The 25,714-nt window shown below is 72.0% G+C and carries 14 protein-coding genes; 9 read left to right on the forward strand and 5 right to left on the reverse strand.

Annotated elements, in window-relative coordinates:
- Positions 1 to 434: 434 nt before the first annotated feature.
- A complete protein-coding gene (locus ACIPXC_RS09665; RefSeq protein WP_401615298.1) occupies positions 435 to 1,379 on the forward strand; it encodes a GDP-L-fucose synthase family protein in 945 nt (314 codons plus the stop codon).
- A 22-nt stretch (positions 1,380 to 1,401) separates the two neighbouring features.
- On the opposite strand, the gene ACIPXC_RS09670 is transcribed toward ACIPXC_RS09665, so the two are convergent.
- Positions 1,402 to 2,877 (reverse strand): sugar transferase, encoded by a 1,476-nt coding sequence (locus tag ACIPXC_RS09670; protein WP_401615300.1) that lies wholly within the window; start codon positions 2,875 to 2,877, stop codon positions 1,402 to 1,404.
- A 380-nt stretch (positions 2,878 to 3,257) separates the two neighbouring features.
- On the opposite strand from ACIPXC_RS09670, the gene ACIPXC_RS09675 reads away from it, so the two are divergent.
- A complete protein-coding gene (locus ACIPXC_RS09675; protein WP_401615302.1) occupies positions 3,258 to 5,525 on the forward strand; it encodes a M4 family metallopeptidase in 2,268 nt (755 codons plus the stop codon).
- A gap of 130 nt (positions 5,526 to 5,655) precedes the next feature.
- On the opposite strand, the gene ACIPXC_RS09680 is transcribed toward ACIPXC_RS09675, so the two are convergent.
- Positions 5,656 to 6,252 carry a hypothetical protein gene (locus ACIPXC_RS09680; protein WP_401615304.1) on the reverse strand — a complete coding sequence of 199 codons (597 nt, stop codon included), beginning with the start codon at positions 6,250 to 6,252 and terminating at the stop codon, positions 5,656 to 5,658.
- Positions 6,253 to 6,443: 191 nt separating this feature from the next.
- Entirely contained in the window at positions 6,444 to 9,080 is a 2,637-nt protein-coding gene (gene glgP / locus ACIPXC_RS09685) for an alpha-glucan family phosphorylase (RefSeq protein ID WP_401615306.1), read from the reverse strand.
- 763 nt (positions 9,081 to 9,843) lie between these two features.
- Here glgP and ACIPXC_RS09690 point away from each other — a divergent pair.
- From ACIPXC_RS09690 to ACIPXC_RS09710, 5 genes are all read left to right on the forward strand, one after another.
- Complete coding sequence (locus tag ACIPXC_RS09690) at positions 9,844 to 11,838, forward strand: maltotransferase domain-containing protein (RefSeq protein ID WP_401615308.1); 1,995 nt, start codon at positions 9,844 to 9,846, stop codon at positions 11,836 to 11,838.
- Positions 11,835 to 13,553 carry a maltose alpha-D-glucosyltransferase gene (treS, locus tag ACIPXC_RS09695; RefSeq protein ID WP_401615310.1) on the forward strand — a complete coding sequence of 573 codons (1,719 nt, stop codon included), beginning with the start codon at positions 11,835 to 11,837 and terminating at the stop codon, positions 13,551 to 13,553. The genes ACIPXC_RS09690 and treS overlap by 4 nt, the downstream gene beginning before the upstream one ends.
- 178 nt (positions 13,554 to 13,731) lie before the next feature.
- Positions 13,732 to 15,195, forward strand: coding sequence for a maltokinase (locus ACIPXC_RS09700; RefSeq protein WP_401615312.1), 1,464 nt, complete (start codon positions 13,732 to 13,734; stop codon positions 15,193 to 15,195).
- Positions 15,192 to 17,480 (forward strand): 1,4-alpha-glucan branching enzyme, encoded by a 2,289-nt coding sequence (gene glgB, locus ACIPXC_RS09705; RefSeq protein ID WP_401615314.1) that lies wholly within the window; start codon positions 15,192 to 15,194, stop codon positions 17,478 to 17,480. Before ACIPXC_RS09700 ends, glgB begins: the two co-directional genes overlap by 4 nt.
- 365 nt (positions 17,481 to 17,845) lie before the next feature.
- On the forward strand, positions 17,846 to 18,475 hold the full coding sequence (locus tag ACIPXC_RS09710; protein WP_401615556.1) for a helix-turn-helix domain-containing protein: 630 nt from the start codon (positions 17,846 to 17,848) through the stop codon (positions 18,473 to 18,475).
- A 201-nt stretch (positions 18,476 to 18,676) separates the two neighbouring features.
- Here the strand turns inward: ACIPXC_RS09710 and ACIPXC_RS09715 are convergent, their stop codons facing one another.
- Entirely contained in the window at positions 18,677 to 20,695 is a 2,019-nt protein-coding gene (locus ACIPXC_RS09715) for a hypothetical protein (RefSeq protein ID WP_401615316.1), read from the reverse strand.
- Positions 20,696 to 21,007: 312 nt separating this feature from the next.
- Complete coding sequence (locus tag ACIPXC_RS09720) at positions 21,008 to 22,033, reverse strand: ATP-dependent 6-phosphofructokinase (RefSeq protein WP_401615318.1); 1,026 nt, start codon at positions 22,031 to 22,033, stop codon at positions 21,008 to 21,010.
- 277 nt (positions 22,034 to 22,310) lie between these two features.
- Between ACIPXC_RS09720 and pta the strand changes: the two genes are divergently transcribed.
- Together pta and ACIPXC_RS09730 are read left to right on the forward strand one after the other, a co-directional pair.
- On the forward strand, positions 22,311 to 24,401 hold the full coding sequence (gene pta, locus ACIPXC_RS09725) for a phosphate acetyltransferase (RefSeq protein ID WP_401615320.1): 2,091 nt from the start codon (positions 22,311 to 22,313) through the stop codon (positions 24,399 to 24,401).
- Between the two features lie 62 nt (positions 24,402 to 24,463).
- A complete protein-coding gene (locus tag ACIPXC_RS09730) occupies positions 24,464 to 25,678 on the forward strand; it encodes an acetate kinase (RefSeq protein ID WP_401615322.1) in 1,215 nt (404 codons plus the stop codon).
- Positions 25,679 to 25,714 lie beyond the last annotated feature (36 nt).

Consider the following 25,714-nt stretch of genomic DNA (forward strand, 5'->3'; position numbering starts at 1 on the left):
TTCCCCACACCCCGCTCTTCCGATCTCCGCTCCTGACCGGGCGACGCCCCGGGGCGTCGCCCGGTCAGGAGCGGTGGCCGGCCCGGCGGATGGCACCGGAACCGGGTCCCGGGCGGCCGGCGACGCGGGAAGCGGGTCCGGGCCGCAGACCGTGGCCCGCCGACAGCGGAGTCCGGCGCCGCAGACCGGGGCCCGCCGACAGCACTGTCCGACGCCGCAGACCGTGGCCCGCCGACAGCACTGTCCGACGCCGCAGACCGGGGCCCGCCGACAGCGGAGTCCGGCGCCGCAGACCGTGGCCCGCCGACAGCACTGTCCGACGCCGCAGACCGTGGCCCGCCGACAGCGCTGTCCGGCGCGGCCGGGGCCGCGGCCGGGGCGCCGGCCGCGGACCACTGCGGCCCCCGCGGGAGCGGACTGGCATCATCGGCGGTATGACAAGTTCGCTGCCGCTCCTCCCCCCGAACGCCCGCGTCTTCGTCGCGGGCCACCGCGGCCTCGTGGGGTCCGCGGTCGCCCGGCGGCTCACCGCCGACGGCCACGAGGTGCTCACCCGGGGCCGTGCCGACCTCGACCTGCGCGACGCCGCCGCCACCGGCGCGTATCTGAAGGACGTCCGCCCCGACGCCGTCGTGCTGGCCGCCGCCAAGGTCGGCGGGATCATGGCCAACAGCACGTATCCGGTGCAGTTCCTGGAGGAGAACCTGCAGATCCAGCTCAGCGTGATCGGCGGCGCCCACGCCGCCGGTGTGGGCCGGCTGCTGTTCCTCGGATCCTCCTGCATCTACCCGAAGATGGCACCGCAGCCGATCCACGAGGACGCGCTGCTGACCGGACCGCTGGAGCCGACCAACGAGGCCTACGCCCTCGCGAAGATCGCCGGCATCGTCCAGGTGCAGTCGTACCGCAAGCAGTACGGGGCCTCGTACATCTCGGCGATGCCCACGAACCTCTACGGGCCCGGCGACAACTTCGACCTGGAGACCTCGCACGTCCTGCCCGCGCTCATCCGGCGTTTCCACGAGGCCGCCGCCGAGGGCCGCGAGGAGGTCACGCTGTGGGGATCCGGCACCCCGCGGCGGGAGTTCCTGCACGTGGACGACCTGGCCGCGGCCTGCGCCGTGCTGCTGGAGAGCTACGACGGCGACGAGCCCGTCAACATCGGCTGCGGCGAGGACCTCACCATCCGCGAACTGGCCGAGACGGTCGCCGAGGTGACCGGCTTCCGGGGCCGGCTCGCGTGGGACACCTCCAAGCCGGACGGGACGCCCCGCAAGCTGCTGGACGTCGGCCGCCTGACCTCGCTCGGCTGGAAGCCCGGCATCCCGCTGCGGGACGGCATCGCTTCCACGTACAAGTGGTGGCGCGAGCAGAGCTGATCGCACAGGCGGCCTCGGCCCCTCAGTACGCTCCGCGACCGTCGACGACGGCGCGGAGCGTACGGCCCATCACGTCGACGTCACTGGTGAAGGACCAGTTGTCGACGTACTGCAGGTCCAGCTGGATCGTCTCGTCCCAGGACAGGTCCGACCTGCCGCTGATCTGCCACAGCCCCGTCATCCCGGGCCGCACGGTGAGCCGGCGCAGCTCGACCTCGTCGTACTGGGCCACCTCCTCGGGCAGCGGCGGGCGGGGGCCGACCAGCGACATGTCGCCGATGAGTACGTTGACGAGCTGCGGCAGCTCGTCCAGGGACGTGCGGCGCAGGAGCCGGCCCACCCGGGTGACCCGGGGGTCGCGCCGCATCTTGAACATCAGGCCGTCGTTCTCGTTGGCCCCGGCCAGCTCGGCCTTGCGGGCGTCGGCGTCCACCACCATCGTGCGGAACTTCCACATGACGAAGGGCACCCCGTCGCGGCCGATGCGCCGCTGCCGGTAGAAGGCCGGACCGCGCGAGCCGAAGCGGATCGCGAGGACGATCCCGAGGAAGAACGGGGAGAGCAGCAGCAGGCCCGCCGCGGCGCCCACCCGGTCCAGCACCGACTTCAGCATCGTCTGCACGCCACGGCCGACCGGCGGCGCGACGCGCAGCACGGCGAGTCCGCCCGCGGAGAGGGTCTCCAGGCGCTTGACGGAGACCTCCACCAGCCCGGGGAAGACGGCGAGTTCGAGACCCGCGTCATGCAGGGCCCAGGCGACGCGGCGCAGCCGCTCCCCCGTGAAGCGCACGCCGGGCGCCACCAGCACCAGGTCGGCATGGTGGCTGAGGACCGCACCGAGCACGGCCGCGGAGTCGACACCGGGTGCCTCGGGCGCTTCGCTGTCGAGCCGTGCCGCCACGGGGACTCCGCTGGCGAGCGGCCCGGTGCCGACCGGGACGACGCCGACGACGACGTACGGGTGGTCGGTGCGGGCGGCGAGGTGCGCGATGACGTCCTCGGCCGCGTCGGGTTCCCCTATCACCAGCACGCGGCTCACGGCCTGGGCCTCGCGGCGGGCCGCCGAGAGGTGCCGGTAGGTCAGCTTGTGGCAGGCGACGGTGATCAGCAGGGCGGGCAGCAGGGCTCCGAGGGCGGACAGCCGGGGCGTGTCCTCCTCCGTCACCACGCGCGCCACGGCCAGGACGCCGATCAGAATCAGCCAGTCGTGAAGGACCGGGAGCACTCCGCGGGACTCACCGAGCGCCCGGGTGGCGTACCGGCGGCGCAACGCCTGGATCCCGGTCCACGCCACCGCGGCGGCCAGGGCGCAGTAGACGGGCCGGACCTGCTGGGCGGCGTCGAAGACGAGCGCCACAGGGACGGCCGCACCGAAGAAGTCGGCGGCTATCGCGGCAGGACGGTACCAGCGGGCCTTGTCCCCGAGGCGCCGCACAGGCGCCAGGGTTCCATGGGCCGCCCTGGCCACTCTTTGCGCAGGAAAATGAACATGCCTCATGGGCCCCCCTGGCACGTGGTCTATGACAGTGGCAAGTGTTCACGCTTCCCCTGGCGATGAACATCTGCCGCACCGGCAAACAGTACGACAAACGCCCGTACGGTAAACGCCGTTTCGGTCAACCCAGCCTCTTGTTGCGCAAGTGTTAGCAAACGGTAGCTGGCGTTCCGCATCCCGGACGCCCTGCGCGCACACGAAGGTGAAGGGTCCGGATACCGGATATGCATCTTCGAACAACGAACCGTTTCCGGCCAACATTTTGACGCGGCCCTGACATTCGACCCGCCAAGTGGCAATCTTCGACCGTTCATCGCACCGCACCTGCTCTGCCCGGAGGCCCACCCAGCCATCCGGAACCCCCCTTGCAGAAGGAGTCTGCGTTGAGGTCCACCCCCCAGAGGCGTGCCACCGCGGCGGGCGCGCTCGTTGCCGCGGCAGCCCTGCTCGCCGTAGGTATACAGACCGGAACCGCCACCGCCGACGCCACCGCGTCACAGGCACCCAAGGCCGCCCAGTCCAACCCGGGCGCGGCCAACCGCGTACTCAGCGCATCGGAGCGTGCGACGCTCCTCGCCGAGGCCAACTCGACCACCGCGCAGGCGGCCAAGGCGCTCGGCCTCGGCAGTGGCGAGAAGCTCGTCGTCCGCGACGTCGTCCAGGATGCGGACGGCACCACGCACACCACGTACGAGCGGACCTACGACGGTCTGCCCGTCCTCGGCGGCGACCTGACCGTCCACGCCAGGAACGGCGTCACCAAGAGCGTGACGAAGGCCACCCACCACGAGATCAAGGTCGCGACGACCGAGGCCTCGGTCACCCCGGCGGCCGCCGAGCGCCAGGCGGTCTCCGCCGCCAACGCCGAGGGCTCCAAGGAGGCCAAGGCCTCCAAGAACGCCCGCAAGGTGATCTGGGCGGCCGAGGGCGCTCCGCGGCTCGCGTTCGAGACGGTCGTCGGCGGACTCCAGCACGACGGCACGCCGAACGAGCTGCACGTGGTGACGGACGCCAGGACCGGCGCCAAGATCACCGAGTGGCAGGCCGTCGAGACCGGCACCGGCAACACGATGTACAGCGGCCAGGTGACCCTCGGCACCACCCAGTCGGGCAGCACCTGGAACCTGACCGACGCCGCGCGCGGCAACCACAAGACATACAACCTCAACCGCGGCTCGTCGGGAACCGGCACGCTCTTCTCCGGCCCGGACGACGTCTGGGGCAACGGCCTGCCGTCCAACCTGGAGACGGCCGGCGCCGACGCGCACTACGGCGCCGCGGTCACGTGGGACTACTACAAGAACGTGCACGGCCGCAACGGCCTGCGCAACGACGGCGTCGCCCCGTACAGCCGGGTCCACTACGGCAACAACTACGTGAACGCGTTCTGGCAGGACTCCTGCTTCTGCATGACGTACGGCGACGGTGACGGCAACGCCAAGCCGCTCACCTCCACCGACGTGGCCGCGCACGAGATGACCCACGGCCTGACCTCGGTCACCGGCAACATGACCTACAGCGGTGAGCCCGGCGGCCTGAACGAGGCCACCTCCGACATCTTCGCGGCGGCGGTCGAGTTCTACGCCAACAACCCGCAGGACGTCGGCGACTACCTGGTCGGCGAGAAGATCGACATCCGCGGCAACGGCACCCCGCTGCGCTACATGGACAAGCCCAGCAGGGACGGCTCGTCCAAGGACTCCTGGTACTCGGGCATCGGCTCGATCGACGTCCACTACTCCTCGGGCCCGGCCAACCACTGGTACTACCTGGCCTCCGAGGGCTCCGGCGCCAAGGTCATCAACGGCGTGAGCTACGACTCCCCGACCTCCGACGGCCTCCCGGTCACCGCGATCGGCCGCGACGCCGCCTCGAAGATCTGGTTCCGCGCGCTGACCACCGGTCTGTTCAAGTCGAACACCAACTACGCGGCCGCCCGTACGGCGACCCTGCAGGCGGCGGCCGACCTCTACGGCGCCGGCTCGACCACCTACAACAACGCGGCGAACGCCTGGGCGGCCATCAACGTCGGCCCGCGCATCGTGAGCGGCGTCTCGGTCACCCCGATCGCCAACCAGAACACCCAGATCAACACCGCGGTGAGCCTGCAGGTCCAGGCCACCAGCACCAACCCGGGCGCGCTGAGCTACGCGGCGACCGGCCTGCCGGCCGGCCTGTCGATCAACGCCTCCACCGGCCTGATCTCCGGTACGGCCACCACCGCGGGCACGTCCAACGTGACCGTCACCGTGACCGACTCGCAGGCCAAGACCGGTACGGCGTCCTTCACCTGGACGGTCGGAACCGGCCAGCAGAACGTCTTCGAGAACACGAACGACTACCAGATCACGGACAACGCCACGGTCGAGTCCCCGATCCTGGTGACCCGCACGGGCAACGCCCCGAGCAACCTCAAGGTGGACGTGAACATCGTCCACACCTACGTCGGTGACCTGATCGTCGACCTGGTCGCCCCCGACGGCAGCGTCTACAACCTGCGCAACCGCAGCGGCGGCAGCGCGGACAACATCGTCCAGACCTTCACCGTGAACGCCTCCTCTGAGGTCGCGAACGGCACCTGGAAGCTCCGGGTCAGGGACGCCGCCTGGCTGGACACCGGCTACATCAACAGCTGGAAGCTCACCTTCTGACCCTTCGGGGCAGCCTGAGCGACGGCTGGGCCGACAGATGACACGGGGCCGCCCGGGAGAAGACCTCCCCGGGCGGCCCTGTCCCATGGGGGTGAACAACGGCTCTCCCGGATCCGCCGGGGCAGTCCGGTCAGCCGATGGCGCGCAGGATCCGGGAGACGAGGTCCTCCTCCGCGGCGTCCGTCTCCCGCGCCCCGTCCGTCGCCTCCGCCTCGTCCGCGCCGCCCTGCTCGCCCCGCCCCTGCTCGCCGCCGCCCCAGTCACCGCGGCCCTGGCCCTGCTCTCCGCCGCCGCCCCAGTCACCGCGGCCCTGGCCCTGCTCTCCGCCGCCGTCGCCCCAGTCGCCTCGGCCCGGACCGTGACCGGAATCGCGCACCGGCTCGAAGAAGGCCGCCACGACCCGCACGCCCTTCACCGACCCGTTCGGCCGCAGCGTCGCGACCGCCCTGCCGGCGCAGCCGGGGTTGTCGAACAGCAGCGCTCGCGACCGCGTCCTGTTGGTGACCCCGAGGGCGGGCTCGCGGCGGGAGGTGCCCGTGAGCAGGTAGCAGGTGCCGTCGTCCGCCGGCCGGATCCGGCCCTGCCGCTCGCGGCCGGCGTCGTCGACGTACCGGTAGGCCAGCGTGCCGAGGCGGCCGCCGTGGTCGTCGGCGGGCGCGGGGCCCGCCGTGGGCAGAGCGAGCGCGAGAGCGCCGGCGAACACGGCGGCGGTGGTGCCAAGACGCATGGGGACAGTCCGTTCCTCGGGTCCTCGGGTGCCGGATCCGGCGGCACCCGTGGGCAGCGTAGGAGCGGAGCAGGGGGAAGAAACGATTCGGCATGCCCGGAGCGCCCCCGTGTTCACCCAGGAGGTCCTCCACCGCCGCTGAAGAGGGGCGGCGGATGGCCCCCCGCCCCTCTCCCCCGCTCGCACCCCGGTCAGCGCAGCAGCACCCCACCGCCGGCGTCCGTGCCCGCCGGGGCCGCGACCAGGCCCAGTTCGGCCGGGGTCGCCAGCAGCGGATGCGTCGGCAGGATGCGGACCGTGTAGCCGAAGGGGCCGGTGCGGTCGAGGGCGAGCGGGCCCTCGTACACCCAGCGGCCCTCCATGTCCGGGCCGGCGGCCGGCTTGAGCGGGAAGGTCCGCGCGTCGCGGATCACGTCCTGCGGGTCCACCCGGCCCGCGACCGCCTGGACCTCCACGTCCTGGGGCGCCAGCGTGTCCAGGGACACCTGCACCCGCAGGGTCAGGGTGGCTCCGAGCTCCGCGGTGCCGTTCACGGGAGCCGCGGCCAGCGCCTCCACGTGCTCGACGCCCACCCGCGGCCACGACGCCCGGACCCGGCCCTTCCACCAGGCGAGGTCCCGCGCCGCGTCGGCGGTCAGGGAGCGGTGGGCGAGCGCGGCCGGCGCGTACAGCCGCTCCACGTACTCGCGCACCATGCGCCCGGCGAGGACCTTCGGTCCCAGCGACACGAGCGTGCGCCGGACCATCTCGATCCACCGCACCGGGAGCCCGGCGCGCCCGGCCCGGTCGTAGAACCGCGGCGCGACCCGGCCCTCGATCAACTCGTAGAGGGCGCTCGCCTCCAGGTGGTCCCGGCGGTCCTCGTCCGCACCGAGTCCGTCGGCGGTCGGGATGGCCCAGCCGAAGTCCGGCTCGAACCACTCGTCCCACCACCCGTCCAGGACGGACAGGTTGAGGCAGCCGTTCAGCGCGGCCTTCATGCCGCTGGTCCCGCACGCCTCCAGCGGGCGCAGGGGGTTGTTCAGCCACACGTCGCAGCCCGGGTAGAGCTTCTGCGCCATGGCCATGCCGTAGTCGGGCAGGAAGACGATCCGGTGCCGCACCCGCGGGTCGTCGGCGAACCGCACCAGCTCCTGCACGAGCCGCTTGCCGCCGTCGTCGGCCGGGTGCGCCTTGCCCGCGACGACGATCTGCACCGGTCGCTCGGGGTCCAGCAGCAGCCTGCGCAGCCGGTCCGGGTCGCGCAGCATCAGCGTCAGCCGCTTGTACGAGGGCACGCGCCGGGCGAAGCCGATGGTCAGCACGTCGGGGTCGAGTACGGAGTCCACCCAGTCCAGTTCGGCGGCGGCGGCCCCGCGCTGGAGCCACGAGGCCCGCAGCCGGTCCCGTACCTCCTGCACCAGCTGCTCGCGCAGCACCCGGCGCAGGTCCCACACGTCCTGGTCGGGGATGTCGGCGACCGCGTCCCAGCGCCGGGAACCGCCGACCGACAGGGCGTCCTCGGTGCGGCCCGCGCCGATCTGGCGGGCGCCGAGCCGGACGACCTCGGGGGCCACCCAGGTCGGGGCGTGGACCCCGTTGGTCACGGAGGTGATGGGCACGTCGGCCGGGTCGAAGCCGGGCCACAGGCCCGCGAACATCTCCCGGCTGACCGCGCCGTGCAGGGTGGACACGCCGTTGGCCCGCTGGGCCAGCCGCAGCCCCATCACCGCCATGTTGAACACCCCGGGGTCGCCCCCGGGGAAGGACTCGGCGCCCAGTTCCAGAATCCGTTCGACCGGTACGCCGGCCAGTTCCCCGCCCTCGCCGAAGTGCCGGGCGACCAGGCTCCGCTCGAAGCGGTCGATCCCGGCCGGGACGGGGGTGTGCGTGGTGAACACGGTCCCGGCGCGCACCGCCTCGACGGCGGCGTCGAAGCCGAGGCCCTGCTCCCGCTCCAGTTCCCTTATGCGTTCGAGTCCCAGGAACCCGGCGTGGCCCTCGTTGGTGTGGAAGACCTCGGGCGCGGGATGGCCCGTGATCGCGCAGTACGCGCGCACCGCGCGCACCCCGCCGATGCCCAGCAGCATCTCCTGGAGCAGCCGGTGGTCGCTGCCGCCTCCGTAGAGCCGGTCGGTCACCTCACGGGCCGCGGCGTCGTTGTCCTCGACGTCGGAGTCGAGGAGCAGCAGCGGTACGCGTCCGACGCGTGCCTGCCAGATGTGGGCGTGCAGGGCGCGGCCACCGGGCAGGGTCAGCGAGACGCGGGCGGGGGTGCCGTCGTCCTGGCGGAGCAGGCCGAGCGGGAGTTCGTTGGGGTCGAGGACCGGATAGTGCTCCTGCTGCCAGCCGTCGCGGGAGAGCGACTGGCGGAAGTAGCCGTGCCGGTAGAGGAGTCCCACGCCGATGAGCGGCACTCCGAGGTCGCTGGCGGCCTTCAGGTGGTCCCCGGCGAGGATGCCGAGGCCGCCGGAGTACTGGGGCAGGGCGGCGGTGATTCCGAACTCGGGGGAGAAATAGGCGATGGCGGCGGGCAGTTCCGCGCCGTTCTCGCGGCTCTGGTACCACCTCCCGCCGTTGACGTAGTCATCGAGGTCGGCGGCGGCCACGGCGAGGCGCCGCAGGAACCGGCGGTCCGCCGCCAGTTCCTGGAGCCGGTCGGCGGAGACGGTGCCGAGCAGCCGGACGGGATCTCCGCCGGCGGCCTGCCAGCCCTCGGGGTCGACGGATTGGAAGAGTTCGCGGGTCTCGGTATGCCAGGACCAGCGCAGATTGCGCGCGAGGTCGGTGAGCGGCAGCAGGGACTCCGGGAGGACGGGGCGCACGGTGAATCGACGGATAGCCTTCACACGTTCCACCTTCGCAGGGGATTGCGGATCGGAGCGGCCGCACCACGCTGTGCACCCGCGCATCACCCCGGGAAGGCTAGCGAGGCCCCCGCGTTCCGGCCATGGCGCCTGTGGCGGGCGGCGGCCGCAGGTATCGGCGGGCGGCGGGGCAAGCGGGTCCCGGCGGGTGCCGGGGCAGAGCCGGAGCGCTGCGGCCGCAGCGGCCGCAGCGGCCGGGGCGCGGAGGGCCGGAGGGCCGCCGCCGGGGCGCGGACGGCCTCGCGCGGTTCGTGGAGGGACCCTCTTCGGCCAGATCTCATGAGCCCCTCCGCACCAGCGGCCACTCCCGCCCCGGGACGGTCCCGTGACGTCGTTGCCCGTACCCCCGCGCGGGTGGTTCCCCAGGGGTTCCGGAGGCCGGTGTGGCGGGTGTGCCGGGCTCCTACGTCACCTAGTCCCGGCCGACTTGACGGAGCCCCACCGGAAGTCGAGCGGGGCCTTGGTATTGCCCGTGCCACTACGTACGAGTAGTTAACCAAGTGCGCGGATTGGGCGGGGGGAGAGTGGGAAGGGCTCCCCGGGTACACGCGGTACACGCACGGCGCACCCGCCCACAAACCCTCTCCCCGCCACCCGAGTGAACGCGGACAGGAGCGGCCATGCCCGCAGCCCAGCCGTCTCTTGAGCGGCTAGAAACAGAGCGAACAGAGCGTGCACTACCAGTCGTGATACCGGCTGGCCTGTTGTCACCGAGCCCTGCGAACTGCCCCCAGGTGATCCCATCATGATCGGTCGCATTCCCGTGCTGGACGTCCGCCCCGCCGTCGACTGCGGCGCCAGACCCGCCAAGGCGGTGGTGGACGAGGTCTTCGAGATCTCCGCCACCGTGTTCCGCGAGGGGCACGACGCCGTAGCCGCCCACCTCCTCCTGCGCGATCCGAAGGGGCGGCTGCGGCCCCCCGTACCGCTCGGCGAACTCGCCCCCGGCACCGACCGGTGGGGCGCCCGGGTCTCCGCCGGGACCGAGGGGAGGTGGACGTACACCGTCGAGGCGTGGAGCGACCCGGTGGGCACCTGGCGGGCCCATGCCGCGATCAAGATCCCGGCCGGGATCGACACCGGGCTCGTGCTGCTGGAGGGCGCCGAGCTCTACGAGCGGGCCGCGGCCCGGATCCCCAAGCGCGACGGACGCGAGGCCGTCCTGGCCGCCGCCCGGACCATGCGGGACGAGGACCGCCCGGCCGCCGAGCGGTACGAGGCCGCGCTGGCCCCCGCCGTGGCCGCCGCGCTCGCCAGGCGCCCCTACCGGGAGCTGGTCACCGCCTCCAAGCCGCTGCCGCTGCTGGTCGAGCGCAAGCGGGCCCTCTTCGGTTCCTGGTACGAGATGTTCCCGCGCTCGGAGGGGGCGGTGCTGGAACCGGGCCGGGCGCCGGTCAGCGGCACCTTCCGGACCGCCGCGGAGCGGCTGCCCGCGATCGCCGCGATGGGCTTCGACGTGGTCTACCTGCCGCCCATCCACCCCATCGGCACCACCTATCGCAAGGGTCCGAACAACACGCTCTCGGCGGGGAGTTGGGATCCCGGTGTGCCGTGGGCCATCGGCTCCACCGAGGGCGGCCACGAGGCGGTCCACCCGGAACTCGGCACCATCGAGGACTTCGACGCCTTCGTCGCGCGCGCCCGTGAGCTGCACCTGGAGATCGCGCTGGACTTCGCCCTCCAGTGCTCCCCGGACCACCCCTGGGTGGAGAAGCACCCGGAGTGGTTCCGTCACCGCGCCGACGGCACGATCGCGTACGCCGAGAACCCCCCGAAGAAGTACCAGGACATCTACCCGGTCCACTTCGACACCGACATGGCCGGCATCGTCGAGGAGACCTGCCGGATCCTGCGGCACTGGATGGACCACGGGGTACGGATCTTCCGGGTCGACAACCCGCACACCAAGCCTGTCGTCTTCTGGCAGAAGGTGATCGCGGACATCAACAAGTCCGACCCGGACGTGATCTTCCTGGCGGAGGCCTTCACCCGGCCCGCGATGATGCGCGCCCTCGCCGCCGTCGGCTTCCAGCAGTCGTACACGTACTTCACCTGGCGCAACACCAAGGCCGAGCTGACCGAGTACGTGACCGAGCTGTCCGCCACCCCGTCCGCCTCGGTGATGCGGCCGAATTTCTTCGTCAATACGCCCGACATCCTGCACGAGTACCTTCAGAAGGGCGGCCGTCCCGCCTTCGAGGTGCGCGCGGTCCTCGCCGCGACCCTGTCCCCCACCTGGGGGATCTACGCCGGATACGAGCTCTGCGAGAACACCCCGGTGCGCGAGGGCAGCGAGGAGTACCTGGACTCCGAGAAGTACGAGTTCCGGCCGCGCGACTGGGCCGCCGCCGACCGCGAGGGCCGCACGATCGCCCCGCTGATCACCGCCCTGAACCGGCTGCGCCGACGCAACCCGGCGCTCCAGCAGCTGCGCGACATCCACTTCCACTCGACCGACAACGAACAGGTGATCGCCTATTCGAAGCACGCGGGCGCCAATTCCGTACTGGTGGTCGTCAACCTCGATCCGCACCACACCCAGGAGGCGACGGTGTCGTTGGACATGCCGGTACTCGGCCTCGACTGGCACGGGTCCCTCGCGGTGCGCGACGAGCTCACCGGCGAGACCTATCACTGGGGCAGGGCGAACTACGTGCGCCTAGAGCCGGGCCGCACGCCCGCGCACGTTCTGGCCGCTCTGCGACCGTCCCCGCCCACCGGAGGGTCACCCATCACATGATGATCAACGATCCCGTCCCCGACACCTTCGAGGACACCCCCGCCAAGGACCGCGATCCCGACTGGTTCAAGCGGGCCGTCTTCTACGAGGTCCTCGTCCGCTCCTTCCACGACAGCAACGGCGACGGCGTCGGGGACCTCAGGGGCCTCACGGCCAAACTGGACTACCTCCAGTGGCTCGGCGTCGACTGTCTCTGGCTGCCGCCGTTCTTCGCCTCGCCCCTGCGCGACGGGGGCTACGACGTCTCCGACTACACCTCCGTGCTCCCCGAGTTCGGCGACCTCGCCGACTTCGTGGAGTTCGTGGACGCCGCGCACACCCGCGGCATGCGGGTGATCATCGACTTCGTCATGAACCACACCAGCGACCAGCACGAGTGGTTCCAGCAGTCGCGCAAGGACCCGGACGGCCCCTACGGCGACTACTACATGTGGGCCGACAACGACAAGCAGTACCAGGACGCCCGGATCATCTTCGTCGACACCGAGACCTCGAACTGGACGTACGACCCGGTCCGCAAGCAGTACTACTGGCACCGCTTCTTCTCCCACCAGCCGGACCTCAACTTCGAGAACCCGGCCGTCCAGGAGGAGATCATCTCCGCCCTCCGCTTCTGGCTGGACCTCGGCATCGACGGCTTCCGCCTCGACGCCGTGCCCTACCTGTACGCCGAGGAGGGCACCAACTGCGAGAACCTCCCGCGCACCCACCAGCTGCTGAAAAGAGTCCGGGCCGAGATCGACGCCCACTACCCGGACACGGTGCTGCTCGCCGAGGCCAACCAGTGGCCCGAGGACGTCGTCGACTACTTCGGGGACTTCGCCAAGGGCGGGGACGAGTGCCACATGGCCTTCCACTTCCCCGTCATGCCGCGCATCTTCATGGCCGTGCGAAGAGAGTCGCGCTACCCGGTCTCCGAGATCCTGGCCAAGACCCCGGCCATCCCGAAGAACTGCCAGTGGGGCGTCTTCCTGCGCAACCACGACGAGCTCACCCTCGAAATGGTCACGGACGAAGAGCGCGACTACATGTACGCCGAGTACGCCAAGGACCCGCGCATGCGGGCCAACATCGGCATCCGGCGCCGGCTCGCCCCGCTCCTGGACAACGACCGCAAGCAGATGGAGCTGTTCACGGCCCTGCTGCTGTCGCTGCCCGGTTCGCCGGTGCTCTACTACGGCGACGAGATCGGCATGGGCGACAACATCTGGCTGGGCGACCGCGACGGCGTCCGCACCCCGATGCAGTGGACCCCGGACCGCAATGCCGGTTTCTCCTCCTGCGATCCGGGCAGGCTCAACCTGCCGGTCATCATGGACCCCGTCTACGGGTACCGGGTCACCAACGTCGAGGCCGCGATGTCCTCGCCCTCTTCGCTGCTGCACTGGACCCGCCGGCTGATCGAGGTCCGCAAGGCGAACCCCGCCTTCGGCCTCGGCTCGTACACCGAACTGCAGTCGTCCAACCCGGCGGTGCTCGCGTTCCTGCGCGAGTTCGGGGACGACCTGGTGCTGTGCGTGCACAACTTCTCGCGCTTCGCGCAGCCCACCGAGCTGGACCTGCAGTCGTTCAACGGGCGGGTCCCGGTGGAGCTCACGGGCGACGTGCGCTTCCCGCCGATCGGCGAGTGGCCGTACCTGCTGACCCTGGCGGGACACGGCTTCTACTGGTTCCGGCTGCGTGCCGAACAGCGTGGTGACCGCCGCGCCGAATAGCCGGCACGGCCACAGGCGGACCACGCCTGGGTCAGGGGGCGGGCAGCTCGAACGGGTCAATCGCCCGCCCCTGTACGGATCATCCTGACCCGACACTCGCACATGCCGGAGAAGCAACTGCCGCGCATCCGGGACACTCTGCGCATTCTGTGACGACCCGGGGAAAGGACGCGACGCCATGTCGGAGGCTGCATCCGCCCGGAGCCGGCTCACGGCCGACCGGGCCGCCGGGATCGCCCCACTGGAACCGATGCTGCGGGCCTGGCTGCCCGCACAGCGCTGGTTCGCGGGCAAGGGCAGGGCCATCAGCAGGCTCACGACCGTCTCGGCGGCCGACCTGCTGCCCCCCGGCTCCACCCCCGGACTGCTGCACGTGCTCCTGGACGTGGACGGGGACTGCTACCAGCTGCTGCTGGGCATCCGCCCGTCCCTGCCGCCCGCCCTCGCACCCGCGCTGATCGGCCACGCCGAGGACGGGCCGTACGCGGGCCGGGCGGTCTACGAGGCGCTGGGCGACCCCCGGCTCGCGGCGATGCTGCTGGAACGGCTGCGCTCCCCCGGCGTGCTCGGCCCGCTGCGCTTCGACCGGGACCCCGCCACCCCCGTCCCGGCCGGGCTCACGCCCCGGCCGCTGTCCGGGGAGCAGACGAACTCCTCCCTGATCTACGGAGATTCGTTCATCCTGAAGGTCTTCCGGCGGGTCGGTCCCGGGGTCAACCCGGATCTGGAACTGCCCAGGGCACTGGCCGCCGCCGGCTGCACGCGGGTGCCCGCACCCGTCGCCTGGTACGAGGCCGAGCCGCCCGGCGGCGAACCGCTGACCCTGGGCGTACTCCAGCCGTACCTGCGCGGCTCCGACGACGGCTGGCAGCTCGCGCTGCGCCGGCTCGGCGCCGGGCAGGAGTTCACCTCCGAGGCGCACGCGCTCGGCCGGGCCACCGCCGAGGTGCACAGCGCGCTCGCCGCGGCCCTGCCCACCGTCGCCCTCGGCCCGGAGCAGACCGCCCGGCTGGCCGCCGGGATGACCGCGCGGCTCGCCGCCACCGCCCGGGAGGTGGCGGCGCTGCGGCCCTACGAGGCCGGACTGCGGGGGGCCTTCGACGCACTGGCGGCGTCCCGGGGGGCGGGGGTGGCCGCGCAGCGGATCCACGGTGACCTCCATCTGGGGCAGACCCTGCGCACCCTCGACGGCAGCTGGTCGTTGATCGACTTCGAGGGTGAGCCGGCCCGGCCCCTGGCCGACCGGCGCCGCCCCGAACCGGCGGTCCGCGACATCGCCGGGATACTGCGTTCCTTCGACTACGCCGCGCGCTCGCACCGGCCGTTCGCCCCGGCCTGGGCGGACGACTGCCGGGCCGCCTTCTGCGAGGGCTACGCCCGCACCACCGGGCGGGACCCCCGCGAGGATCCCGTGCTGCTGCGGGCGTACGAGACCGACAAGGCGGTGTACGAGGCCCGGTACGAGTCCCGGCACCGCCCCGACTGGCTGCACGTCCCGATGGCCGCGATCCGGCGGCTCTCGGAGCCCGCGCGACCCGCCCACCGCGTGCCGTCGACCCCGCCCGCCCCGGGCGCCCTCTCCCCCCACCCGCACCCCCACCCGCACCCCCACCCGAAGCCCCCGAGGAGGCCGCTCGCGTGAGCGCCGCACGACAGCCGTCACCGACCGTCCGCGACGAAGCCGTACCCGCCGCCGCGGCGGCCAAGAAGCCACGCACTCCCCGGGCACGCCGCGCCGCCCCGCCGCGCGGGGTCCGGCCGGCGCCGGCACTCGGCGCCGAGGAACGGGCCCGGCTGCTGGAGGGCCGTCACCACGACCCGCACGCGGTACTGGGCGCGCGCGCACAGCGCGGCGGAGTGGCCTTCCGGATGCTGCGCCCGTACGCCAAGGCCGTCACGGTCATCGCCAAGGGTCTGAGGGCCGAGCTCCACGACGACGGCGACGGGCTGTTCTCCGGGCTGCTGCCGCTGACCGCGGTGCCCGACTACCGGCTGCTGGTGGCGTACGAAGACGACGAGATCGAGGTCCACGACCCCTACCGGTTCCTGCCCGCCCTCGGCGAACTGGATCTGCACCTGATCGGCGAGGGCCGCCACGAGCAGCTGTGGACGGCGCTGGGCGCGCAGCCGATGGAACACCAGGGCGTGACCGGGACCCGGTTCACGGTGTGGGCGCCGAACGCCCAGGGGGTCCGGGTCACCGGGGACTTCTCCTACTGGGACTCCGTCGCCCATCCGATGCGCTCCCTCGGCTCCAGTGGCGTCTGGGAGCTGTTCCTGCCCGGGGTGGGCGCCGGGACGCTCTACAAGTACGACATCACGCGCCCGGACGGCAGCCACACGCTGCGGGCCGACCCGATGGCCCGGTCCGCCGAGGTCCCCCCGGCGAACGCCTCCGTGGTCACGGCCTCGGAGTACGAGTGGCAGGACGCGGACTGGATGGTGCGGCGCGGCGCACGGGCCCCGCACCAGTCCCCCTTCTCGGTGTACGAGCTGCACCTGGCCTCCTGGCGGCCCGGCCTGTCCTACCGGCAGCTCGCCGAGCAGCTCCCCGCGTACGTCAAGGAGCTGGGCTTCACGCACGTGGAGATGATGCCGGTCGCCGAGCACCCCTTCGGCGGCTCGTGGGGGTACCAGGTCACCGGCTTCTACGCGCCGACCTCGCGGATGGGCACCCCGGACGACTTCCGCTTCCTGGTGGACTCGCTGCACCGGGCCGGGATCGGCGTGATCGTCGACTGGGTGCCGGCGCACTTCCCGCGGGACGACTGGGCGCTCGCGGAGTTCGACGGGCGGCCGCTGTACGAGCACCAGGACCCGCGGCGGGCCGCGCACCCGGACTGGGGGACGCTGGAGTTCGACTACGGGCGCAAGGAGGTCCGCAACTTCCTCGTCGCCAACGCCGTGTACTGGTGCGAGGAGTTCCATGTGGACGGGCTGCGCGTGGACGCGGTGGCCTCGATGCTCTACCTGGACTACTCGCGGGGCGAGGGCGAGTGGACGCCCAACGAGCACGGCGGCCGGGAGAACCTGGACGCGGTGGCGTTCCTCCAGGAGATGAACGCCACCGTCTACCGGCGCTGCCCGGGCGTGGTGACCATCGCGGAGGAGTCCACCGCCTGGAACGGCGTGACCCGGCCGACGGACGGGGGCGGGCTGGGCTTCGGACTGAAGTGGAACATGGGCTGGATGCACGACACCCTGCGCTACATGTCGAAGGAGTCGGTGCACCGCAAGTACCACCACCACGACATGACCTTCGGGATGATCTACGCCTTCAGCGAGAACTACGTGCTGCCGATCTCGCACGACGAGGTGGTGCACGGCAAGCGTTCGCTGGTGTCGAAGATGCCCGGCGGCGACTGGTGGCAGCAGCGGGCCGCGCACCGGGCGTACCTGGGCTTCATGTGGGCCCACCCGGGCAAGCAGCTGCTCTTCATGGGGCAGGAGTTCGCCCAGGGCTCGGAGTGGTCGGAGAGCTACGGGCCGGACTGGTGGCTGCTGGACTCCTCCTACGCGGCGGCCGGCGACCACCGGGGCGTGCGCGAGCTCGTCCGGGACCTGAACCGTGCGTACACCGCGACGCCGGCGCTGTGGGAGCGCGACACCGTGCCGGAGGGCTTCGCCTGGGTGGAGGCGGACGCGGCGGAGGACAACGTCTTCGCCTTCCTGCGGTACGCCCAGGACGGTTCGCAGTTGCTGGCGGTGTGCAACTTCTCGCCGGTGGTCCGGCACGGCTACCGGATCGGGGTGCCGGAGGAGGTCCCGCTGTGGCGTGAGGTCCTCAACACCGACCTGGAGGCGTACGGCGGCAGCGGGGTGCACCACGCACGGCCGCTGCGGCCCGAGCCGGTGCCGGCCCAGGGCCGCCCGGCGAGCCTGCGGCTGACGCTGCCGCCGCTGGCGACGATCTGGCTCAGGCCGTAGGAGCCGCGTGGGGCGGGTGGCGAGGGGGCGGGGCCCTCGCCACCCCCGTATGCGAGGGCCCCGCAGGAACCACGTACGGAAGGGGGGCTCCGGTTCACATTCCGTGGAGGCCGTGTGAGGGGTATTGCGCCGCGTGGAGTTGGCTGGAACCTTATGCATTACTGGATCTTCGAGTGCACCGATTACCGGACAGTCGCCGGATAACCCGCCAAAAGGCCCCCATTCCATAGGACGTTCCTACGAGGTATGGGCTTGTTTGTTTGGTCTGTAGGCGGCGCAGCCCGGCCACTTCTACGGTGTGCGGTGTGCACTCCAGCCCACCATTCAATGCCCCCGCCGCGCGGCGCCTGCGCGCGGCCCTGGGCATGGCTCCCGGACATGTCGCCTACGGCCTGCGTGCCCAGTACGGACTCGTCGTCGCGCCCGAGACGGTGATGGCCTGGGAACGTGGCGAGATATCGCCGTCATCCGCCGAGCTCACGGCGCTCGCGGGCGTCCTTTGGTGTTCACCGGGTGAACTGCTGGCCGAACCGGTCACGTTGCGCGAGCACCGGATGGCCCGGGGACTGGCCGCGGACGAACTGGCCCGGCGGGTCGGCCTGGAGACGAACTCCTACCAGAGGATGGAGGACACCGGGCGCTGGAAGGGCAACGAGCGGCAGTCCGCCGCCCTGGCCACCGTGCTCGGCCTGACCCTGGCCCAGTTCGTGACGGCGACCGGGAAGCACGAGGAACTCGCGGAGCTGCTGCGCAGCGCGGTCACCACGCGCTGGCAGGCGTACGTGAAGCCGCTCGGCAAGCTGCTGCCGATCCCCAGGCAGCACCTGGAGCGGGTGCTGGAGCAGCTGCACGGGGAGTACCAGTCGCGGATGGTGGCGACGCTCAGCTGGGGCGGCGGCCAGGGCGACGCCGGCAGCGGGGACGCGGGCCGGGAGTTCCTCACCGGGATCGTCGGCCACTTCTGGCACCTCGCGGGCGGCGCGGGCACCTCCTAGGGCCTGTATTGAGTTGCCCCGTGGAGCAAGGAGCGGCGTTCGGTGCGTGCCCTCGGCGTGCGGGACGAATATCCTCGTAGCGGAGCTACTAGGACATTCGGCTCGTGCGCCGAGGGTGCGTGCCGGGCGTCGCGACGCCGCGGGGCAACTCAATACAGGCCCTAGAACCAGGTTCCCGTCAGCGCCGCCCGGAGCGCGGCGTCAGTGCAGCGGGGCGTGGACCACGGAGGCCTCGGTGCCGGCGGCCGCGAGGTCCTGCCGGATCCGGTCGGCGGTCCTGAGGTCGGCCACCAGGACGGTCGGCCGGGACGGGCAGGAGGCGATCGCGGTCTTCAGGTGGCCCAGGGATGCCTGGTACTCCTTCTCCTCGACCGCGTCGGGCCCGCCGACCTTGACGTAGAAGACCTCGTACAGCCCGACCATGGTGCCCCCCTGCTTGGTGAGGATCTGGGCGAGGAAGGTCGACCGCAGGTTGAGGTAGGCGTCGTTGCTGTAGAGGGCGATCACCGGCGAGGTGGCCCCTTGCAGGTCTCGCCCGGTGAGGGCGCGGGCGGGCGGGGCGATGTCCTTGCTCCTGGCATCACCCCGGGCCCACCTGAGCATGGGGCTGTCGTACCAGGCGGAGGGGTGGCCCCAGCCGGAGGGCACGCCCCACTGGACGCCGCCGAACAGCGCCAGTGCCGCGGCCGCCGCGAGGCCGGAGCGCAGCGCCAGGTCCGCACGGCGGCGCAGCCCGGGGCCCGTGGTCCCGCCGGCGGGCGGCAGCATCAGCCCGATGAGGCCGAGCGACAGCAGCGCGATCACCAGCCCGGCGGCGGTCAGCTTCTCGAAGTAGTACGAGTAGTAGCCGATGGTGTACTTCTGCCAGGCACCGAAGGCGCCGATCATCGCGGTCGCGCCGAGGACGAGGGCGAGCACCATCTGTCCGGTGCCGGTGCGGCGGTTCACCGGGAGGGTGGCCGCGACCAGGGCCAGCAGGCCGAGCCCGATGAACACCGGGCGGTCGGGGATGACCATCGGACCCGCCAGGTTCGAGGTCTTGGCGACGTCCAGCTTGGTGAGGACGGAGAAGACGCTGGGCAGCCCCGCCACGAGGGTGACGCCGGCGAGTGCCGCGAGGACCGGGATCCAGCGGCCGGTGAAGCGGCGCCGGTGGACCAGGAGCACCGCGGCCAGGGCGATGCCGACGAGCGCGCCGTAGAGGTTGTAGACGAAGGTGACGGAGATCAGCCCGGCCGCCGCGACGAGGACGAACTCGGTCCGGCCCGCCGCGGGCCGCACCAGCAGGGCCAGGGCGACCGCCAGGAACAGCAGGCCGATGGTCTCGGAGTCGAAGCCCCGCTCGATCAGCTGCGCCATCGATCCGGACATCATCACCGCGGCGACGGTGGCGCAGGCCGCGGCCGCGCGCCAGCCGCGCAGGCGCGGACCGCCGATCCAGCGGGCGGCCCAGACCAGCGCCCCGCAGAACAGTGCGTAGGAGGCCAGGACGTAGATGAAGTAACGATTCGTCATGGCGAGGGCGGAGCCCGCCTGGGCCGAGGACGTCACCAGGGCGTCGATCCACGCCAGCAGGAAGTGGGAGCCCTGCGGATAGACCGCCTCGGCCGGCGTCATCATGTACGCCCGGGCGGCGTCCTGGTGCAGGAAGGCGTAGCCGCCGACCTCCCGGATCCCGGTGAAGTACGAGAAGTGGCCCATCCGGTCCTCGGACGTGACGAAGTAGGCCAGCCGTTCGGCGGCCGACCTGCCGGCCACCGGGTGGTGGACGTAGTGCCAGACCACGGCCACCGTGCCGGCGATCAGCGCGTCCGAGCCACGCAGCCGCAGCGGGATGCGGGGCCTGCGACGGGCGAGCCAGCCCGCGACGGAGGCGATCGTCAGCATCAGACCGGCCCCGGGCACGGGGGCCAGGCCCCACGGCCAGACGGAGAACAGCAGGCCGAGGCCCATCACGGCGCCGCTGAGCAGGAAGGCCGCGACCACGAGGCGGTCGAGCAGTCCGCCGCCCACCCGGATCAGCGCGGCGATCGTCAGGACCAAGACGGGGAGGAGCAGCACGTCGAGGGCGACCGCGTGGAGGAGCAGCGGCACCGCCCAGGAGGCGGCGAGGGCCGTGGCGAGGACGGTGGGGCTGCGCCGTGCGGAGGGGCCGGTGCTCCCGGGTTCCGGTCGGTGCGCGACCGGATCGCTGGTCAGGACGGCAGAGCTGGTCGCCACGGGAGTGAGGCACCTTTCATCGAGTGCGTGAGAGTGAAGGAGGGGGCGCGAACGTGGTGCCCCGATCCGCCCGCACACGACTCGGCCGGCCCAATCCCCCCACGGGAATCATAACCAGCGGGGGGCGACGGCCGACGGGGCCGGAGGGCACGCGCCGGAGCGGAGCGGCGGCCTCCGGGCCGTCCGGCCGTACAGCGGCCTAAGGACCCGGCCGGGCGGGCCGGAGGGCCTGGCGCGGGCGGGGCGCGGTGCCCGGCCGGGCAGGGGCCAAGGGCCCGCCCGGCGGCTGCCGCGGGGGCCGGGCCGGCCGGTTCAGAAGACCGACTCGGCCTCGTACATGCGGTTCTCGGGGACGGTCTTCAGCTCGGTGACCGCATGGGCGAGCGGGGCCATCACGATGTCGGTGCCGCGCAGGGCGGTCATGTTGCCGAAGTCGCCGCGGTGGACGGCCTCCACCGCGTGCCAGCCGAAGCGGGTCGCGAGGACGCGGTCGTAGGCGGTGGGGGTGCCGCCGCGCTGGACGTGGCCGAGGATGACCGGCCGGGCCTCCTTGCCCAGGCGGTGCTCCAGCTCGACGGCGAGGCGGTTGCCGATACCGGCGAAGCGCTCGTGGCCGTAGGCGTCGATGGCGCCCTTCTCGTAGGGCATGGAGCCCTCGGCCGGGTGCGCGCCCTCGGCGACGCAGACGACGGCGAACTTCTTGCCGCGGGAGAAGCGTTCCTCGACCATCTTGACCAGGGCGTCCACCTCGAAGGGGCGCTCCGGGAGGCAGATGCCGTGGGCTCCGCCGGCCATGCCGGACTCCAGGGCGATCCAGCCCGCGTGGCGGCCCATCACCTCGACGACCATCACGCGCTGGTGCGACTCGGCGGTGGTCTTGAGCCGGTCGATGGCCTCGGTGGCGACCATGACGGCGGTGTCGAAGCCGAAGGTGCGGTCGGTGGAGGAGATGTCGTTGTCGATGGTCTTCGGCACGCCGACGACCGGCATCCCGGCGTCGGACAGCATGCGGGAGGCGGTCAGGGTGCCTTCGCCGCCGATCGGGATGAGGGCGTCGATGCCGTAGCGGGTGGCGAGCTCCTGCGCGTTCTCGGCGGCCTCGTGGAGGCGGGCCCGTTCCATGCGGGCCGAGCCGAGGATCGTGCCCCCGCGGGCCAGGATGCCGCTGACGGCGTTGATGTCCAGGGGGCGGAAGTGACCGTCGAGGAGCCCTTTGAAGCCGTCCTCGAAGCCGATGACCTCGTCCCCGTGGCCGACCACGGCCCGGTGTACGACCGACCGGATGACAGCGTTGAGGCCCGGGCAGTCGCCGCCTGCGGTGAGAACTCCGATACGCATCGTGCTGTGTCTCCTGCTCCTGGTCGTACGTGGCCGTGCGCGAGGACACCTGCGGCCCGCCGGCCGCACATACGAAGGGCGTATTGGTGCCGCCTGTCCGATTGTTCCATGGTCCCGGGGCGGGGCGCGCTGCGCACCACCCGCCCCGGAGGGCCTTCGGGCCCCCCGGACCGGGCCTTTGTTCCGGCGGGCGCCCTATCCATTGGCGGAGGTATTGTCAAGAGGGCAAGCCATCCCAACCGGGTCGACCGACCACACGAAGAGACGGAGAGCACGCGTGACGCGCAGCGTGTACGTGACCGGCATCGAGCGGGGGGACGGCCGGCAGGTCGTCGAACTCGGGATCATGGAGCTGCTGACCCGGCAGACGGGGCGGGTCGGCGTCTACCGCCCGTTGCTCCACGACGCACCCGACCGCCTCTTCGACCTGCTCAAGGCCCGCTACCGGATCGACCAGGACGCCTCGACGGGCTACGGGATGGAGTACCGCGAGGCTTCCGCGATCCTGGCGGAGAAGGGCACCGACGAGCTGGTCTCGCAGCTGGTCGACCGCTATCACCGGCTGGCCCGTGACTACGAGGTCGTGCTGGTCCTCGGCACCGACTACGCGGAGACCAACCTCCCCGACGAGCTGGCGCTCAACGCCCGCCTCGCCAACGAGCTGGGCGCGGTCGTCGTGCCCGTCGTGGGCGGCACCAAGCGTCCCGCCGAGGCCGTCCGCGCCGAGGCCCGCAACGCCTACCGCGCGTACGAGAGCCTGGGCTGCCACGTGGTCGCGATGGTCGTCAACAGGGTGGCCGCGGAGGACCGCGACCTCATAGCCGAGCGGCTCGCCGCCCGCCTCCCCGTGCCCTGCTACGTGCTGCCCGACGACAAGTCGCTGTCCGCCCCGACCGTCGCCCAGATCACCCGGGCTCTCGGCGGCGAGGTGCTCCTCGGCGACGAGGCGGGCCTGGCCCGCGACGCCCTGGACTTCGTCTTCGGCGGCGCCATGCTGCCGAACTTCCTGAACGCCCTGACCCCGGGCTGCCTGGTCGTGACCCCCGGCGACCGTTCCGACCTCGTCATCGGCGCACTGGCCGCGCACGCCTCGGGCACCCCGCCGGTCGCCGGTGTGCTGCTCACCCTGAACGAACGGCCGGGCCCGGACATCCTGACGCTGGCCTCGAAGCTGGCGCCGGGCACGCCCGTGGTGTCGGTGGCCGGCAACAGCTTTCCGACCGCCGCCGAACTCTTCTCGCTGCAGAGCCGGTTGAACTCCGCGACCCCGCGCAAGCTGGAGACGGCACTCGGCCTCTTCGAGCGGCACGTGGACACCGCCGAACTGCGCGGTCTGCTGTCGGTGGCCCGCTCCGAACGCGTCACCCCGATGATGTTCGAGCACGAGCTGCTGGAGCGGGCCCGCTCCGACCGCCGCCGCGTCGTGCTGCCCGAGGGCACCGAGGAGCGGGTGCTGCGCGCCGCGGACGTGGTGCTGCGCCGGGGCGTGTGCGACCTGATCCTGCTGGGCGACGAGCAGACGATCCTGAAGAAGGCCGGTGACCTCGGCGTCGACATCTCGGGCGCCCAGATCATCGACCCGGCGACCTCCCCACTGCGGGACGGCTTCTCCGAGTACTACGCCGAGGTCCGCGCGCACAAGGGCATGACCGTCGAGCTGGCCCACGACGTGGTCACCGACGTCAACTACTTCGGCACCCTGATGGTCCAGCGGGGCCTGGCCGACGGCATGGTCTCCGGCTCGGTGCACTCCACCGCCGCCACCATTCGCCCGGCCTTCGAGATCATCAAGACGAAGCCCGAGGCGTCCATCGTCTCCTCGGTCTTCTTCATGTGCCTGGCCGACCGGGTCCTCGTCTACGGCGACTGCGCCGTCAACCCGGACCCGGACGCCGAGCAACTCGCGGACATCGCCGTCCAGTCGGCGGCGACCGCCGCCGCCTTCGGCGTCGAGCCGCGGATCGCGATGCTCTCGTACTCGACCGGCACCTCCGGCTCGGGCGCCGACGTCGACAAGGTGCGCAAGGCCACCGAGGCCGTTCGTGAGCAGCGCCCCGACCTGGCGGTCGAGGGCCCGATCCAGTACGACGCGGCCGTGGAACCCTCGGTCGCCGCGACGAAGCTGCCCGGGTCGGAGGTGGCCGGCCGCGCGACGGTGCTGGTCTTCCCCGACCTCAACACCGGCAACAACACCTACAAGGCCGTGCAGCGTTCGGCGGGCGCGGTCGCGGTCGGTCCGGTGCTCCAGGGTCTGCGCAAGCCCGTCAACGACCTCTCGCGCGGTGCGCTCGTCCAGGACATCGTCACCACCGTGGCCATCACGGCGATCCAGGCGCAGGGCGCTCCGGGCCCCGCCGCCGGCGCCTGACCACCCGTCCTCTCCCCCTCCTCCTCCCGCCCTTCCGCCCGCGACAAGGAAAGACCCGCACCGTGACCGCATCGCGCGTACTCGTCCTCAACTCCGGCTCCTCGTCCGTCAAGTACCAGCTCCTCGACATGGCCGACCGTTCGCGCCTGGCCGTCGGCCTGGTCGAGCGCATCGGCGAGGAGACCTCCCGGCTGGTGCACGAGCCGCTCACCGGGCCCGCCGCGGCCGGTGGCAAGCGCGAGCAGGTCGGCCCGATCGCGGACCACGAGGCCGCGCTGAAGGCCGTGGCCGCCGAGCTCGCCGCCGACGGGACGGGCCTGGACTCCCCCGAGCTGGCCGCGGTGGGGCACCGGGTGGTGCACGGCGGGACGAGGTTCACCCGGCCGACGGTGATCGACGACGAGGTGCTGGCGGAGATCCGGAACCTGATCCCCCTGGCGCCGCTGCACAACCCGGCGAACGTCACGGGCATCGAGGTGGCGCGCTCGCTGCGCGCGGACATCCCCCAGGTCGCCGTCTTCGACACCGCCTTCCACTCGACGATGCCGGAGCACGTGGCGCGGTACGCGATCGACGCCGGGACGGCCGAGGCGTACTCCATCCGGCGGTACGGCTTCCACGGCACCTCCCACGCCTACGTCTCGCGGGCGACGGCCGCGCTGCTCGGCAGGCCGGTGGAGGACGTGAACGTGATCGTGCTGCACCTGGGCAACGGCGCGTCCGCCTCGGCCGTACGGGGCGGGGTCTGCGTGGAGACGTCCATGGGCATGACCCCGCTGGAGGGGCTGGTCATGGGCACCCGCTCGGGCGATCTGGACCCGGCGGTCGTCTTCCACCTGGCGCGGGTGGGCGGCCTCTCGGTGGACGAGATCGATTCGCTCCTGAACAAGAAGAGCGGTCTGCTGGGCATGTGCGGCGACAACGACATGCGCGAGGTGCTGCGGCGGGCGGGCGAGGGCGACGAGACGGCGCGCCTGGCCTTCGAGGCGTACGTCCACCGGCTGAAGAAGTACATCGGGGCCTACTCGGCCGTGCTCGGCCGGGTGGACGCGGTGGCGTTCACGGCCGGGGTCGGCGAGAACGCCCACCAGGTGCGGGAGGCCGCGCTGGACGGCCTGGCCGAACTGGGCCTGGCACTGGATCTCGAAGCCAACGCGGCGCGTTCCCCGCAGCCGCGCCTGATTTCGGCGGATCATGCCCGTGTGGCCGTGGCGGTCGTCCCGACGGACGAGGAACTGGAGATCGCCACCCAGACGTATGCGCTGGTTACTCGATAGTCGCTTGGACTTTCCACCAGCCGGAATATTCCGCTG

It is taken from the genome of Streptomyces sp. NPDC090021 (assembly GCF_044748225.1).
Taxonomy (GTDB): domain Bacteria; phylum Actinomycetota; class Actinomycetes; order Streptomycetales; family Streptomycetaceae; genus Streptomyces.